At 60.9% G+C, this 16,035-nt stretch carries 13 protein-coding genes; 10 read left to right on the top strand and 3 right to left on the bottom strand.

From position 1 onward, the window contains the following. The first annotated feature begins 166 nt into the window (after window positions 1-166). The 3 genes from fliK (at window position 167) to AC4ANK_RS12200 (ending at window position 3,143) form a co-directional block, all read left to right on the top strand. Complete coding sequence (gene fliK, locus AC4ANK_RS12210) at window positions 167-1,804, top strand: flagellar hook-length control protein FliK (RefSeq protein ID WP_031595100.1); 1,638 nt, start codon at window positions 167-169, stop codon at window positions 1,802-1,804. After that, a complete protein-coding gene (locus tag AC4ANK_RS12205) occupies window positions 1,804-2,127 on the top strand; it encodes an EscU/YscU/HrcU family type III secretion system export apparatus switch protein (protein ID WP_002554226.1) in 324 nt (107 codons plus the stop codon). Before fliK ends, AC4ANK_RS12205 begins: the two co-directional genes overlap by 1 nt. A gap of 119 nt (window positions 2,128-2,246) precedes the next feature. Beyond that, a complete protein-coding gene (locus tag AC4ANK_RS12200; RefSeq protein ID WP_002554227.1) occupies window positions 2,247-3,143 on the top strand; it encodes a metal-dependent hydrolase in 897 nt (298 codons plus the stop codon). Between the two features lie 18 nt (window positions 3,144-3,161). Here the strand turns inward: AC4ANK_RS12200 and recR are convergent, their stop codons facing one another. Together recR and AC4ANK_RS12190 are read right to left on the bottom strand one after the other, a co-directional pair. Next, window positions 3,162-3,764 (bottom strand): recombination mediator RecR, encoded by a 603-nt coding sequence (gene recR, locus AC4ANK_RS12195; RefSeq protein ID WP_002554228.1) that lies wholly within the window; start codon window positions 3,762-3,764, stop codon window positions 3,162-3,164. 110 nt (window positions 3,765-3,874) lie between these two features. After that, on the bottom strand, window positions 3,875-4,759 hold the full coding sequence (locus tag AC4ANK_RS12190; RefSeq protein ID WP_002554229.1) for a LysR family transcriptional regulator: 885 nt from the start codon (window positions 4,757-4,759) through the stop codon (window positions 3,875-3,877). 95 nt (window positions 4,760-4,854) lie between these two features. On the opposite strand from AC4ANK_RS12190, the gene AC4ANK_RS12185 reads away from it, so the two are divergent. From AC4ANK_RS12185 to AC4ANK_RS12165, 5 genes are all read left to right on the top strand, one after another. Continuing rightward, on the top strand, window positions 4,855-5,991 hold the full coding sequence (locus AC4ANK_RS12185) for a DSD1 family PLP-dependent enzyme (protein ID WP_002554230.1): 1,137 nt from the start codon (window positions 4,855-4,857) through the stop codon (window positions 5,989-5,991). After that, window positions 5,981-6,373: a RidA family protein gene (locus AC4ANK_RS12180; protein ID WP_002554231.1), complete on the top strand. Its 393-nt coding sequence runs from the start codon at window positions 5,981-5,983 to the stop codon at window positions 6,371-6,373. The genes AC4ANK_RS12185 and AC4ANK_RS12180 overlap by 11 nt, the downstream gene beginning before the upstream one ends. A 19-nt stretch (window positions 6,374-6,392) precedes the next feature. Next, window positions 6,393-7,577 (top strand): NAD(P)/FAD-dependent oxidoreductase, encoded by a 1,185-nt coding sequence (locus tag AC4ANK_RS12175; RefSeq protein WP_031595101.1) that lies wholly within the window; start codon window positions 6,393-6,395, stop codon window positions 7,575-7,577. Between the two features lie 38 nt (window positions 7,578-7,615). Next, entirely contained in the window at window positions 7,616-8,476 is an 861-nt protein-coding gene (locus AC4ANK_RS12170) for a GNAT family N-acetyltransferase (RefSeq protein ID WP_002554233.1), read from the top strand. A 184-nt stretch (window positions 8,477-8,660) separates the two neighbouring features. Beyond that, window positions 8,661-10,121 carry an aldehyde dehydrogenase family protein gene (locus AC4ANK_RS12165; RefSeq protein WP_002554234.1) on the top strand — a complete coding sequence of 487 codons (1,461 nt, stop codon included), beginning with the start codon at window positions 8,661-8,663 and terminating at the stop codon, window positions 10,119-10,121. A 900-nt stretch (window positions 10,122-11,021) separates the two neighbouring features. Here the strand turns inward: AC4ANK_RS12165 and rlmM are convergent. Next, window positions 11,022-12,095 (bottom strand): 23S rRNA (cytidine(2498)-2'-O)-methyltransferase RlmM, encoded by a 1,074-nt coding sequence (gene rlmM, locus AC4ANK_RS12160; RefSeq protein ID WP_002554235.1) that lies wholly within the window; start codon window positions 12,093-12,095, stop codon window positions 11,022-11,024. 192 nt (window positions 12,096-12,287) lie between these two features. Here rlmM and acnA point away from each other — a divergent pair, with 192 nt between their 5' ends. Together acnA and AC4ANK_RS12150 are read left to right on the top strand one after the other, a co-directional pair. Further along, entirely contained in the window at window positions 12,288-15,032 is a 2,745-nt protein-coding gene (gene acnA, locus AC4ANK_RS12155; protein ID WP_460382860.1) for an aconitate hydratase AcnA, read from the top strand. A 130-nt stretch (window positions 15,033-15,162) separates the two neighbouring features. Next, on the top strand, window positions 15,163-15,954 hold the full coding sequence (locus tag AC4ANK_RS12150; protein WP_002554237.1) for a CPBP family intramembrane glutamic endopeptidase: 792 nt from the start codon (window positions 15,163-15,165) through the stop codon (window positions 15,952-15,954). Window positions 15,955-16,035 lie beyond the last annotated feature (81 nt).

The following is a 16,035-nucleotide window of genomic DNA, read 5'->3' as shown; positions in this document are numbered from 1 at the left end:
CGCGAAATGTACCAAAACAGACACATACGCAGTAAAAGGCGGTTCAAGTCGGGGGTGATATGGCCGTTACATGAAGAGAAGTTAATGGCGGCCGGTCCGGTTTTGGCCGGTATTATACATGCGAGTCCTGTTATCAAAGGGGCAATTTCCTCAGGTCGATATTTCAATGACAGGCGACATCACCAGCGTCCCGGCGACAATCCCTACCACAACCCTGCTGCGCGCCGGCATCTCCCCTGCGCAGGTGCTGACCCTGCTGCAATCGGCGGATAATCTGATCCCCGAAGGCGAAACCGTCGACGCCGAAGTGCTGACCCTCAAGCAGGTCAACCAGAACTTCCAGTTGCTGCTGCGGCTGGTACTCGCCAATGGCAGCCTGACCAACCTGCAGGTCACCAGCAGCGTACCGTTCACGCCCGGCAGCCTGTTGCAGGTGGCGCAAGCCTCGCCCAACGAGCTGACACTGACGCTGCAACAGATCAACAGCGCACTGAAAAACTCGATGACCAGCATCGATACGCAACAATTGCCGGTCGGCACGCTGTTGCAGGGCAAGGTCATGACCAGCCAGGTGATCGCGCAGGCAGTCAATCAACTGGCCACGCAAAACCCGGGTGCCGCAACGCCCACCTATCGCTCCATCGTGATGCTGCTCAATACTGCACTGGCGGGCTCCAGCCTGACCATCGAAAGCCCGCAGCCGCTGACGGTCGGCAGCCTGCTGAGCGCGCAGGTACAAGGCAACCAGGCGCTGAACTTCGTCGCCCTGCCCGGTCGTTTCGATCAACTGGCCGTGGCGCAGCAACTGGCTGCTCAGCAAAACCGCCAGGGCTCGCTGGATAACCTGATCAACGCCCTGCAAAACCTGCAGTCAGCCAATACAACCAGTGCCAGCCCTGCCAGCAACTCTGGGATCAGCGCCCCGCTGCAAGCCGCCATCAGCCAGTTGCTGGACGATCTGCCCGACATAGAGCAGATGAGCACACCGAAAGGCGTCGCCCAGGCCCTCAATGCCAGCGGCGTGTTTCTGGAAGCGAAGCTGCTTGCCGGGCTCAATCCGGCTCAGGTTCCGGACATGAAAGCCAACCTGATGCGCCTGATTGCACAGATTCTGCCGGGGTTGCCGGACAACACCACTTACAGCGCCGCCGCTGCTTCCAACACCCTGGCGCGGGCCATGCCCAATGCGATTCGCAATGCCCTGGGCACCCTTGGGCTGGTTGCCGCACGCACCCAGCCGAGCATCTTTCCGTTGCCGTCGCGCAATGTTAGCGGTGGCGAAAAAGAGGACGACCTGGAGATTCTGCTCAAGCTGGCTGCGGCGGCTGTTTCGCGCCTGCAAAGCCACCAGTTGGGCGGTCTGGAGCAGACCCGCACCAATGCCGACGGCACGCAGGTGACCACCTGGCAACTGGAAGTGCCGATGCGTAACGCGCATGACATCGTGCCCTTGCAGGTCAAGGTGCAGCGTGAAGACAAGCCGGATCAGGAAGCTGCCGAAGACCGCGACGATGTCGAGATCAAGGAAACCCGGGAAAAGCTCTGGAAAGTCGATCTGGCATTCGACCTTGAGCCGTTGGGGCCGCTGCAGGTGCATGCGCAGTTGTTGCGCGGCACGCTGTCCAGTCAGCTATGGGCCGAGCGGCCCGACAGTGCGGCCTTGATCGAACATGAACTGGGATATTTGCGCGAGCGGCTGATTGCCTGCGGCCTGGCAGTGGGCGAACTGGCCTGCAGCCACGGCGCACCGCCCAGCGGCCCGCGCACCGCCCTTGAACAACGCTGGATTGACGAGAACGCCTGATGTCCCTACCCGATCATGTCCCGCGCCAGGCTATTGCCCTGAGCTACGACGGCCAACAGGCCCCGACGCTCAGCGCCAAGGGCGACGACCAGCTGGCCGAGGCCATTCTGGCCATTGCCCGTGAATATGAAGTGCCGATCTACGAGAACGCCGAACTGGTCAAACTGCTGGCACGCATGGAACTGGGCGACAGCATCCCCGAGCCGCTCTACCGCACGATTGCCGAAATCATCGCGTTTGCCTGGCACCTGAAAGGCAAGTTTCCGGTGGGTCAGGACCCGGATGCGCCGCCGGTGGAGCGGGATATTACGCCGCGTCGATAAACGCGCAGGCACCATCGCGAAATAGTCTTGCAGTTGGTCTGCCAGAGGCATTGTTGAACGTCTGAACATCTAATCTTCGTGGTTACTGAAATCAAGAGTACTCAGTCGGAGGATTAATGATGAATCGTCATACAGCGCCGGTGTCGGCAGAACTCAATTACGGGAGCACCCAGGATGGCCTGATATCCATGATCCCGGTGCGCAGAGACCTGAAGTTTGACCTGCCGGCGGATCGCATTACCGACTGGCACAACCACTGCGTTCAGACAACGGTATTGCTCAATACTATGTCCATCGTAACGCCGCTGACGGAGCGCTACATCATCGAGAGCCTGCGCGAATATCGCGAGAGTATCGAAGATCCGGAGCTGATCGAGAAAATCGACGGTCTGGTGGCGCAAGAGGCCATCCACAGCCGTGAGCACCGACGCTACAACGCCTTGATTGAGGCAGCCGGGCTGCCCGTCGACCAAATCATCCGGGGATGGCAGACCTTGTACGGTATCACCCAAAAGCGCTGGGTTGCCCGATGGTTCAGGTTGGCGACGGTCATGATGCTCGAACATCACACCGCTGCCGCCTCGTCAAAACTGTTGAAAATGCCATCCATTCTGCAGAGCAGCGTCGAAGGCTATCGAGACATGCTGACTTGGCATTCACTCGAGGAGCTCGAACACAAGTCGGTGTCCTTTGAGGTCTGGCAGCAGGTGATCACGCCAGGATGGCGGCAGTACGTGTACCGCACACTGACCACATTGGTTATAAGTCCACCCTTCTGGAGTGCCTTTTATATCTCACTGCTGCGGGTACTCTGTGCAAGCAGGCGGTCGGACAAAGCGCTGTCCGGCTACTGGCAGTTGTTCAAGATGATGTTTGGCGTCAGAGGCTTGATCTCCTCCAACGCCTGGGTATGGATTCAGTACCTGCTGCCAGGCTATCACCCTTGGAAGGACGACAACAGCGCTGCCCTGGCATCCGCCATGAGAAAGCTGGTCAGACGCCAGACCTCACCTTGAAGGAGGCTGTCGGCACGGTCACAACGCAATCGGCTTGCGCCCTGCAAACGAGTGCGCCAGGGTGCCGCCGTCGACCAGATCCAGCTCGCCACCCAATGGCACACCGTGAGCAATGCGCGACGCCACCAGGCCTTTTTCGTGGAGCAACTGGGCGATGTAATGCGCCGTCGCTTCGCCTTCCACCGTCGGGTTGGTGGCGAGGATCACCTCAGTGAAGGTGCCCTGCTGGCTGATACGCTCCATCAGTTGCGGAATGCCGATGGCTTCCGGTCCCAGGCCGTCGAGTGGCGACAGATGGCCCTTGAGCACAAAGTAGCGACCGCGATAACCAGTCTGCTCCACCGCGTAGACATCCGTCGGCCCTTCCACCACACACAGCAGCGTGTCATCACGGCGCGGGTCGGCGCATTGCGGGCAGAGCTCCTCTTCGGTGAGGGTGCGGCATGAGCGGCAATGACCAACGCCATCCATCGCCTGCCCCAAGGCCAGCGCCAGCCGTGAGCCGCCGCTGCGGTCGCGCTCCAGCAGCTGCAACGCCATGCGTTGAGCGGTTTTCTGACCGACGCCCGGCAGCACGCGGAAGGCATCGATCAACTGGCGAATCAGGGGGCTGAAGCTCATGGAGAAAAATCCGACAAAAACACAAGACGCGGTTTATACCCGCGCGTTGCTGTGAGCGTCAATTGAGGTGTTCGATACTGCGACCAACAGCGCCTACGTGATTAATGTGATCAGCTCTTCAGCGCCGTCTCCAGAAACTCCGTCAGTGCCTGCACCCTGGCGCTGCGGTGCTTGCGCACGGGCACCAGCAGGTTGATCGGAGCGCTGGCCAGTTGCCAATCGGCCAGCACCCTCACCAGCCTGCCGCTGGCAATGGCGTCGCTGACGTCCCACTGCGAGCGCAAGACGATGCCCAGCCCCTGCTCGGCCCAGCGCCGGGCAACCGAGCCGTCGTTGCTGAGCAGCGCAGGCTCGATGCGCAGGGTCTTTTTCGCCTGGCCCTTGCTCAGGTGCCAGAGGGTCACGTCTTCATCGTTTTCGCGAATGCAGATGCAGCGATGACAAGCCAGCTCGTCAGGCGTCGAAGGCGCGCCGTGCTGCTCCAGATAAGCCGGGCTGGCGCACAGCCAGCGATGGTTGTGCGCCAGAGGTCTGGCGATCCACAGACTGTCATTGAGGCTGCCGATATGAATCACTGCGTCGCTGTCATGCCGATCAGGCCACGGCGTTTCGCGCAGGTCCAGGTGCAGGCACAACTGCGGATGCAGTTTGGCAAAGCGCGCCAGCAAAGGCGCAATGCGCTGGCGACCGTAACCAAACGGCGCTGCCAGACGCAGGGTGCCGACCAGTCGCTCATCGTGCTGCTTGAACGATTCCGGAAGCGCTTCAAGCTGTTCCAGCAGGTGCGCGCTTTCCTGTGCGAAACGTTCGCCATCGGCCGTCAGGCTCAAGCGCCTGGCGTCACGATTGGCCAGGGTAATGCCCAGTTGCGTCTCCAGCTTGCGCAAGCGCATCGACAACGCGGGCGGCGAGACATTCAGGACTCTGGCAGCAGCACTGAGGGATTCGCAGCGCGACAGGGTCACGGCCAGACGCAGGTCTTCAATAGCGATCATTCAGCTCAGCTTAAGGATTGATGACAAAGCATTGAACCACAGCTTCATCACGCATGAGTAGAGTGACAGCCGTACCCAGTCACGCGAGCTCTGCCATGTCTGCCCTCTTGTCTTCTCTCGATACGCCTGTCGCGTTGCTTGATGTGCCGCGTATGCAGCGCAATATCCAGCGCATGCAACACCGCATGAATGAACTGGGTGTGCGTTTGCGTCCGCACGTGAAGACCAGCAAATGCCTGCCGGTGATTCAGGCGCAGATAGCTGCAGGTGCCAGCGGCGTGACGGTCTCGACCCTGAAGGAGGCCGAACACTGCTTTGCCGAGGGCATCAACGACGTGTTCTACGCCGTCGCCATCGCACCTGGCAAACTGGACCAGGCACTCAAACTGCGGCGCAACGGTTGCCGCCTGAGCATCCTGACCGACAGCGTGGTCGCTGCCCAGGCGATTGTCGCCTTCGGCCAGCGACATGATGAGAACTTTGATGTGTGGATCGAAATCGATTGCGACGGCCATCGTTCCGGGCTGACCGTCGACGACCCTTCGCTCTTCGACGTCGCGAGAACGCTGATCGAGGGCGGCATGCACCTGCGAGGGGTCATGACCCATGCCGGGTCCAGTTACGACCTCGACACCCCCGAAGCGCTGCAAGCCCTCGCCGAGCAGGAGCGCAGGCTTTGCGTCAGCGCCGCCGAGCGCATTCGGCAAGCGGGGCTGCCCTGCGCGGAAGTCAGCATCGGCTCGACGCCTACCGCGCTGTCGGCGCAGAGCCTGCAAGGCGTGACCGAAGTACGTGCCGGGGTCTATGTATTCTTCGATCTGGTGATGCACAACATCGGCGTGTGCCGCGCCGACGAACTGGCCCTGAGTGTGCTGACCACGGTCATCGGCCATCAGCAGGACAAGGGCTGGATCATCGTTGACGCAGGCTGGATGGCCATGAGCCGGGATCGCGGCACCCAGCGCCAGTGTGAGGATTTCGGCTACGGCCAGGTGTGCAGCGAAACCGGCGAGTGGATCGACGGCGCGCGGGTGACGGGTGCCAATCAGGAGCATGGCATCATCACGCTCGCCACCGGCAGCCAGGCAGACATTACTGCGCGCTTCCCCATCGGCAGCCGGCTGCGCATTCTGCCCAACCACGCCTGTGCTACCGGTGCGCAGTTCCCGGACTACCACGCCTGCGATGCCGAAGGCGCAATTCACACCTGGAGTCGCTTGCATGGCTGGTGATATCGAACTGATTCGCACACCCCTGGCCGCCGCGCCAGGCGGGCATTATTCCCAGGCAGTGTTGCATGAAGGCACGCTGCATGTTTCCGGGCAACTGCCGGTGCGCGCTGACGGCAGCCACAGCGTCGACGAGCCATTCGAGGTGCAGGCCGTTATTGCGCTGGACAACCTGGCTGCCATTCTTGAGGCAGCAGGATGCACGACCGATGACCTGCTGAAAGTGACCATTTACATCGCAGGCATCCAGCACTGGCCGGCCTTCGACCGCATTTATGCAGGCTATCTGGGCGACCATCGCCCGGCCCGCGCCGTGGTGCCGGTTCCAGAATTGCACCACGGCTACCTGATCGAGATCGAAGCCCTGGCGCGCACCGTACGATGAACACTATCGGGAGCACCTCATGACCCCGCAAAAAAGCGACGTTCTGATTATCGGCGGCGGCTTCATGGGCTCGTCATCAGCGTTTTTCCTGCGCCAGCACGGGCGCTCGGTAACTCTGCTGGAACGCGACCAGATCGGCCAGTACGCCAGCGGCGTCAACTTCGGCAACGTGCGCCGCCAGGGCCGCTTTCTCGGCCAGCTGGAACTCTCCAATCGCTCCTGGGCGCTGTGGAAACGCCTGCCCGAACTGATCGGCGAAGACCTGGAGTTCATTCCAAGCGGCCATATGCGCGTGTGTTATCGCGAAGACGAAATCGCTGAACTGGAGGCCTATGCCGCCGCACCCGAAGCCCGCGAGCTGGATTTGCAGGTGATCAGGGGCAAGACGCTGCATGAGCGCTTCCCGTTTCTCGGCCCGGAGGTCAAAGGCGGCTCTTATGCGCCCCACGACGGGCACGCCAACCCGCGCCTGGCCGCACCCGCCTTCGCCCGTGCGGCGATTCGCGCCGGGGCAAGAATCGAAGAGCGCACCGAGGTGGCAGAGGTGCAGAAGGTCGGCGGCGAGTTTCACGTCAGCACCACCGACGGCCAGTTGTTCGTCGCCGAGCAATTGCTGATCACCGCCGGGGCCTGGGCGGCCAAGCTGGCCGAGCAGTTCGGCGAGCCGGTTCCGCTGGAGCCCAACGGGCCGCAAATGTCAGTGACCGAACCGGTTCCCTACGCCCTGCCGACGGTGCTCGGAGTGTTCACCAAAATCAAGGAAGAAGTGATCTATTTCCGCCAGATACCGCGCGGCAACATCATCATCGGCGGTGGTAATCGCAACAAACCGGACATGCTCAATCGCCGCGCCTACTTCAAGCCGGAAAGCCTGATCAACCAGATGAAGCAGATGAAACGCCTGTTACCCGGCGCAGAGAAGCTGAACATCATCCGTGTCTGGAGCGGCATCGAGAGCTATACGCCGGATTCTCTGCCGATCATGGGCCGCAGTGGCAAGGTGGACGGCCTGTTCTACGCGTTTGGCTTCTGCGGCCACGGCTTTCAGCTCGGCCCCGGCGTCGGCGATGTCATGGCCGAGCTGATCAGCACCGGCAGTACGCGCACCTTGATCAGCCCGTTCGATATTCGCCGCTTCACTGACCCGACGGCCATCGAGATGCCGTTCACGTCCAGCCTGATGAGCACAGGCAAGCTCATATGAGCCGAAACGACCCACTTCACCCTTGCAACGGAGGCTCCATGCACGCGACCCCAGATACCCTCTATCGATATCGCCCGGTGACTGAGGCGGACATTCCTGCGGCCCATGCCCTCTCGGTACACCTCAAATGGCCGCACCGCGAAGAAGACTGGGCCATGGTGCAACGCACCTCCGAGGGTTTTGTCGCCGAACGTGACGGCCAACTGGTGGGCGTGGCATTCACCTGCCACCAGGGCGACTGGTCATCCATAGGTCTGGTGATTGTCAGCGATGAACATCAGGGCAAAGGCATCGGTCGCCGCCTGATGCATCTGTGCCTTGACGCAACCGCACCGCGCACACCGATCCTCAATGCCACGGAACTGGGCGCGCCGTTGTACCGGAGCCTTGGCTTTGTCGATTTTGCGCGGATCCAGCAGCATCAGGGCATTGCTGACCTGTCAGGGCTGGCGACACCGAGCGATGGTCTGCCGGTTCGGACGCTATGTCCGGCCGACCATGCCGAACTGATCAGGCTGGCCAACACGGGCAGCGGTCTGGATCGCACCGTCGTGCTGAATGACCTGTTGTCGCGCGATGCAGAAGAGGTGGTGGGCATCGACCATGAGGGGCGCCTGACAGGCATCGCCCTGCTGCGTCGCTTCGGCAGCGGGCATATCATCGGCCCGCTGGTGGCCCGTGACGTGGGGCAGGCACGGCAGTTGATTGCCCATCTGCTGCAACGGATACCCGGCATGTTCGTGCGCTTCGACATTCTGGCTGATTGCGGCCTGGCGCCGTGGCTCGAAAGCCTGGGCCTGCCGTGTGTCGACAGGGCACCGCGCATGGTGCTCGGAACGCCGCCGCCATCGAGCAAGAACGTGCAGCAGTTTGCACTGGTGACCCAGGCCATAGGCTGAAATCAGCGCGGATAAAGCCCCGGAACAGGTCCGCAATGTTAGCGGGTCGCATACAGCAGATTATTCTTTGCAGACCGGCAGATCGGCGCTTTTTATCCAGACCGCTTTGTTAGCTTATAGGCATATAACGGCCTGATATCAAACGGCCTGACCTCGCCCATTATCGCTCCAGGGAGCTCGCTGGATGACCTCACAGTCCTTGAACAGCCGTCGCGTTGATCCAGACACCGCGCAGAAATTCTATATTGATGGTCGCTGGTCGGCGCCGCTCAACCCGGCCAGTATTGCGGTGATCAACCCGGCGACCGAAGAAGTGGTGGCGCACGTTGCCAGTGGCTCGGCCGCCGACGTCGACCGCGCGGTTGCAGCGGCGCGGGCAGCCTTTGCGGGCTGGTCCGGCACCTCGGCGCCCGCCCGGGCCGAGATAATCGGGCGCATCCATGAGCTTATCCTCGAGCGCAAGGAACAACTGGCGCAGGCCATCTCGCTGGAGATGGGTGCAGCTATCAGTTCTGCGCGGGCGATGCAGGTGCCACTTGCCGCAGAGCACGTTCGTGTTGCGCGTGACCTGCTGGCGACCTATCGCTTCCAGAGCGTCGAAAGCGGCACCGCGATTGAACGCGAACCCATCGGTGTGTGCGGGCTGATCACGCCGTGGAACTGGCCGCTGTATCAAATTACTGCAAAAGTCGCCCCGGCGATTGCCGCTGGCTGCACGGTGGTGCTCAAACCCAGCGAACTCTCGCCATTGAGCGCCTTGTTGTTCGCGCAACTGGTGCATGACGCGGGCCTGCCGCCGGGAGTGTTCAACCTGGTCAATGGCAGCGGCCCTGAAGTAGGCAGCGCGATGGCTGCGCACCCTGACATCGACATGATCTCGATCACCGGGTCCAACCGTGCAGGCGCGCTGGTTGCGCAGGCTGCCGCACCGACCGTGAAACGGGTGACTCAGGAACTGGGCGGTAAATCACCGAACATTCTGCTGCCCGACGCCGACTTCGCCAAAGCGGTGCCGCCCGGCGTGATGGCCGCGTTCCGCAACGTTGGCCAGTCGTGCAGCGCGCCGACCCGCATGATCGTGCCCAGGAACCGACTGGCGGAAGTTGAAGCGCTGGCAGCCGAGACGGCCAAGACGATCATTGTGGGAGATCCGCAGCGTGAGGAAACAGTGCTGGGGCCGATCGCCAACGAGGCACAGTTTCACCGCGTACAGGCGATGATCGATGCCGGGCTGAGTGAAGGCGCGAAGCTGGTCTGCGGCGGGCCAGGCCGTGTGCAAGGCCATGAGCAAGGCTTCTACACCCGGCCGACGGTATTTTCCGAAGTGGACTCGTCCATGCGTATCGCCCGGGAAGAAATATTTGGTCCGGTGCTGTGCCTGATTGCCTACGACACGGTTGATGAGGCCGTGGCGATTGCCAACGACACCGTTTACGGTCTGGGCGCGCATGTACAGGGGCAGGATCTTGAGCAGGCCCGTTCGGTGGCTTCGCGCATTCGTGCCGGACAAGTGCATCTGAACTACCCCGCCTGGAACCCGATGGCCCCGTTCGGCGGCTACAAGCGCTCGGGCAATGGCCGCGAGTATGGCGTGCATGGCTTTGAAGAGTATCTGGAGACCAAGGCTATTGTGGGGTTTGGTTGAGTGGCGCTGGTGCTGAAAGTCCGGAAAATGGGCTCAGACTACGATGAGGATCGTTCCCACGCTCCGCGTGGTAATGCCTTTCGTGACGCTCTGCGTCACACAGTTCTGCGATTCAGTGAGATTCAGGGTCGACTCAGGTCACCTTTTCGCCCCTCGGCGAGTGACTTTGACGGGGCAAAGTAACCAAACCCCTCGCTCCTGTTTCCGGCCCGACTTCGTCGGGTTCCTTCGCCCTGACACTGATCCGGGGGTCGCCGCAACGGGCCATCCTTGGCCCGGTGCGGCTTGCTCGGCGTCCTGCCTCGCATCCCCCGGATCAGCGCCAGGACTCAGCCGTCACTAACGTCGCACTCTGCGTCGTCAGTGCCATCGCGGTTAAAAAGCACTGCGTTTGATTATCGTGCCTGCGCTCCGCGTAGGCATGCAGTTCGTGACGCTCTGCGTCACACAGCGGTTCTGCGACTTCAGGTGGATTGAGGGTCGACTCAGGTCACCTTTTCGCCCCTCGGCGAGTGACTTTGACGGGGCAAAGTAACCAAACCCCCTCGCTCCTGTTTCCGGCCCGACTGCGTCGGGTTCCTTCGCCCTGACACTGATCCGGGGGTCGCCGCAACAGGCCATCCATGGCCCGGTGCGGCTAGCCTGGCGTCCTGCCAGGCTACCCCCGGATCAGCGCCAGGACTTAGCCGTCACTAACGTCGCACTCTGCGTAGACAGTGCCATCGCGGTTGAAAAGCACTGCGTTGGCAGCGACTGCGTGTAAGGCATGACATTGTTTCGTATCGAAGATTTGTGACGCAGAGCGTCACGAACTGCGTACCAACGCGGAGCATTGGCACGATAATCCGATAGTCACTGAAATCCGATAGTCACTGAAGCATGCGGCGCGAGTGTGAGAAATCACTTTCTGGCCGCTTTGGCCACATCAAGCCTGCGCAGGTGGCAGGTGACTTCTTCGCGGTCGTGGTAGAGCTGTTTGCAGCCGATCGACACCCGTACGCCACGCGCCTGAAAGCCTTCTTCGATACGGTCGAGCAATCGGCGTACTTCGGCGTAGCGCTGTTTCATCGGCAGTTTGAGGTTGACCACTGCTTCGCGGCACAGGCCTTCACCCAGCCAGGTTTCCAGCAACGCGGCATTGCGCGCAGGCTTCTCGACGATGTCGCAGACCATCCAGTCCACCGGATGCCGGGGTTTGTAGGTAAAACCGTCAGCCATCAAGTGCTGGACCAGCCCGGTATCCATCAGGCTTTCCGCCATCGGCCCATTATCGATGGCCGTCACCAGCATGCCCCGGCGCACCAGTTGATACGTCCAGCCACCCGGTGCGGCGCCAAGGTCCACGCCGGTCATGTCGCCGGAAAGGCGTTCGTCCCACTGGTCTCTGGGGATGAAATGGTGCCATGCCTCTTCCAGCTTCAAGGTGGAACGGCTAGGCGCCTCGCGGGGAAACTTGAGGCGCGGGATGCCCATCGGCCACATGGCAGAGTTGTCCGCATCGGCCAGACCGAGAAACACTTCACGGCCACTCTTGAAGGTCAGTAACAGACGCGGCTTGCGCGGATCGTCAACCAGCTTGCCTGCCTGCATCAGAGCCTTGCGCAGCGGTGCCTCGAACTTCCTGCAGAAATTCGACAGCTCCTTGCCGTCGTTGGTATCCACGACCTCAAGCCACAGGCTGCCGCAGCCCGGAAACGCCGAAAGCTGCGCAAGGATCACACTGATGCGGTCGGTTTCCGGCAACTCGAGAAACATCCCCCGCGCCCATTGCCGGGGAAAGATCAGCGCGTCGAAACGCTGACCATTCATCAACCGTTCGGCACCATCCGCCTCGGTGCAGATGAATTCGGCACAGGCGGTATCGGGACGTGCCTTGGCGTACCCGGCAACGTCCAGGCGCGCGGCGTGATCGGATATCTCCGAGCAGACTTCGCCCTCAAAACCGGGTCGGCAGTGCATAAACAGTGTATTCATGGGTTACTCCTGGGCAGTGGGCACTCGGGCGTAACCCCGCAGACTTGAAAGCCGCGCATGATAGCCCAATCCAGGAACCACTGGTGCTGCGCAACAGTCCACAGCAGTTGAAGCCTGATGCGGCGCTCCCGACCTGATGCACATGGAGCCCGTGAACCGATGTTCGGAGAACAATCCAGAAAGGAGACATTCATGCCCTCCCTTGATAGCCTGAAGAGCCTGAAAACGCTCGAAATCGACAACAAGACCTATCATTATTTCAGCCTGCCGGAAGCTGCCCGCTCCCTTGGCGACCTCGACAAGCTGCCCATGTCACTCAAAGTGCTGCTGGAAAACCTGCTGCGTTGGGAGGACAACAAGACCGTCACTGGCAACGACCTCAAGGCTATTGCCGACTGGCTGACCGAGCGCCGTTCGGACCGGGAAATTCAATACCGCCCTGCCCGCGTGCTGATGCAGGACTTCACCGGTGTGCCGGCAGTGGTCGATCTGGCCGCCATGCGCGCTGCCGTGGCCAAGGCTGGTGGTGACCCGCAGCGCATCAACCCGCTGTCCCCGGTGGACCTGGTCATCGACCACTCGGTGATGGTCGACAAGTTTGGCAACGCCGAAGCGTTCGGCGAGAACGTCGACATCGAGATGCAGCGCAACGGTGAGCGCTACGCGTTCCTGCGTTGGGGTCAGAGCGCTTTCGATAACTTCAGCGTAGTGCCGCCCGGCACCGGCATTTGCCATCAGGTGAACCTCGAATACCTGGGCCGCACTGTGTGGACCAAGGAAGAAGACGGCCGCACTTACGCGTTCCCCGACACCCTGGTCGGCACCGATTCGCACACCACGATGATCAATGGCCTTGGCGTGCTGGGCTGGGGCGTGGGCGGTATCGAAGCCGAAGCGGCGATGCTTGGCCAACCGGTGTCGATGCTGATCCCGGAAGTCATCGGTTTCAGGCTGACCGGCAAATTGAAGGAAGGCATCACCGCCACCGATCTGGTGCTGACGGTCACCCAGATGCTGCGCAAGAAAGGTGTGGTCGGCAAGTTTGTCGAGTTCTACGGCGACGGCCTGGCTGATCTGCCACTGGCAGACCGGGCGACCATTGCCAACATGGCACCGGAATACGGCGCGACCTGTGGTTTCTTCCCGGTCGATGAGGTGACGCTGGACTACCTGCGTCTGTCCGGTCGTCCTGACGAGACCGTCAAGCTGGTCGAGGCGTATTGCAAAGCTCAGGGCCTGTGGCGTCTGGTAGGTCAGGAACCGGTGTTCAGCGACAGTCTGGAACTGGACATGAGTACCGTGGAAGCCAGCCTTGCAGGCCCCAAACGTCCTCAAGACCGTGTCGCGCTGCCGAATGTATCCAAGGCATTCAGCGACTTTCTCGGTTTGCAGGTCAAGCCCGCCAAGGTCGACGAAGGTCGTCTGGAAAGCGAAGGCGGCGGCGGTGTCGCGGTGGGCAACGAGGCTCAGGTCAGCGGTGAAACCCAGTATGAGTACAACGGCCAGACCTATAACCTGAAGGACGGTGCCGTGGTCATCGCGGCGATCACCTCCTGCACCAACACCTCAAACCCCAGCGTCATGATGGCCGCCGGGCTGGTGGCAAAAAAAGCTGTCGAGAAAGGCCTGAAGCGCAAGCCCTGGGTGAAAAGCTCGCTGGCACCCGGTTCGAAAGTCGTGACCGACTATTACAACGCGGCAGGTCTGACCCAATACCTCGACGCCCTGGGCTTCGATCTGGTGGGTTACGGCTGCACCACCTGTATCGGTAACTCCGGCCCACTGCTGGAGCCTATCGAAAAAGCCATTCAGCAATCCGACCTGACAGTGGCCTCGGTGCTCTCGGGCAACCGCAACTTCGAGGGTCGCGTCCATCCGCTGGTCAAGACCAACTGGCTGGCATCGCCGCCTCTGGTGGTCGCCTACGCACTGGCAGGCTCGGTGCGAATCGACATCAGCAGCGAGCCACTGGGCGAAGGGTCGGACGGGAAACCGGTTTACCTGCGCGATATCTGGCCAAGCCAGCAGGAAATCGCCGATGCGGTGGCCAGCGTCAACACCGGTATGTTCCACAAGGAATACGCCGAAGTGTTTGCCGGTGACGAACAATGGCAAGCCATCGAAGTGCCACAGGCCGCCACTTATGTCTGGCAGGACGACTCCCCGTACATTCAGCACCCGCCGTTCTTCGAAGACATCGGTGGTCCATTACCGGTTATCGAAGACGTGGAAAACGCGCGCATCCTCGCCTTGCTGGGCGACTCGGTGACCACCGACCACATCTCCCCTGCCGGGAATATCAAGGTCGACAGCCCCGCCGGACGCTACCTTCAGGAAAAAGGCGTCAAGTATCAGGACTTCAACTCCTACGGCTCACGCCGCGGTAACCACGAAGTGATGATGCGCGGCACTTTCGCCAATATCCGCATTCGCAACGAAATGCTCGGCGGTGAGGAAGGCGGTAACACGTTGCATGTGCCCTCCGGCGAGAAGCTGGCGATATACGATGCAGCCATGCGCTACCAGGCAGAAAATACGCCGCTGGTGATCATCGCGGGGCTGGAATACGGCACTGGCTCCAGTCGCGACTGGGCGGCCAAGGGTACTAATCTGTTAGGCGTCAAGGCTGTCATCGCCGAAAGCTTCGAACGGATTCATCGCTCGAATCTGGTCGGTATGGGCGTGCTGCCTTTGCAGTTCAAGAACGGCCAGACCCGCAAGACACTGGGCCTGACCGGCAAGGAAACGCTGAAAATCACCGGACTGACCAACGCCGACGTGCAACCGGGCATGAGCCTGACTCTGCATATCAACCGCGAAGACGGCAGCAAGGAAACCGTCGACGTGCTGTGCCGCATCGACACGCTTAACGAGGTGGAATACTTCAAGGCGGGGGGCATTCTGCATTACGTGTTGCGACAGCTGATCGCTTCCTGACACGCATTGCCTGACACGCAGCCTGCCCCAGCTTAGGGGTCAGGCTCGTGCATGAAGATTTGTCTAAGCTCAAACCGGCATCGCTGGACGTCGGATAGAATCCTGCGCTTCTTGAAGCAGGATGTATCTCATGAGTACGAGGCACTGGCTGGTTCTCTTTCTTCTGAGTGCTGGCTACGCGCTTGCACTGTCCTATGGCAGCCTTGCCCCTTCTGCGGCCGCAAGTTTCAGCCTGTTGCTCCTCGCCTGGTTATGCGTGGCGTTGCCCTCCCATCAATACATCCGCCTTTTTGGTCACGCGCTGTTTATTGTGACGGGCCTCGCGTTGGCTTTTCATCTGGCACCCGGCTTCAATAGCGCGCAAGTCATCGAGGCCACCCGATTCACGGCCGATGCCCAGGTTTTTTCCATGTCGCTTTATCTGGACAAGCCTCTGATCGGCTTCTGGCTGATACTGGCCTGCCCGTGGATCATGCCCAGGGTCGACATGACCCATTCGCTGCAAACCGGCGTTCTCGCGCTGATCGTGACGTCAGCGTTCTGCATGACAGCAGCCGTCATTCTCAACGTTGTCGGCTGGGCACCCAAATGGCCTGATCAAGGCCTGATATGGCTGCTCAACAACCTGTTGCTGGTGACCCTGACCGAAGAACTGTTTTTTCGCGCATATCTGCAAGGCGGTCTGCAGCGCCTGTTCAAGGGCTCTAGGTTTGCGAGCGCACTGTCGATCACCCTTGCTGCAAGCCTGTTCGGGCTCGCTCACACAGGCGCCGGCTGGGAGTGGATGGTGCTGGCGAGCATGGCAGGTGTGGGTTACGGCATCGCGTTTCGTTTTGGTGGCCTGCAAGCGGCGATCATCAGTCACTTCGGTCTGAATCTGGTGCACTTCGGGCTTTTCACCTACCCCATGCTTGGCCGGTAATGCTGACTGCCCGGTCATTTGTGACGCACCGCTCAATTTATCGACACGCCGGCCGATAACACACCATAGTCTTCCGGATCG

Source organism: Pseudomonas sp. Pmew2 (assembly GCF_058129885.1).
This window is presented reverse-complemented; position numbering and strand designations above follow the sequence as displayed.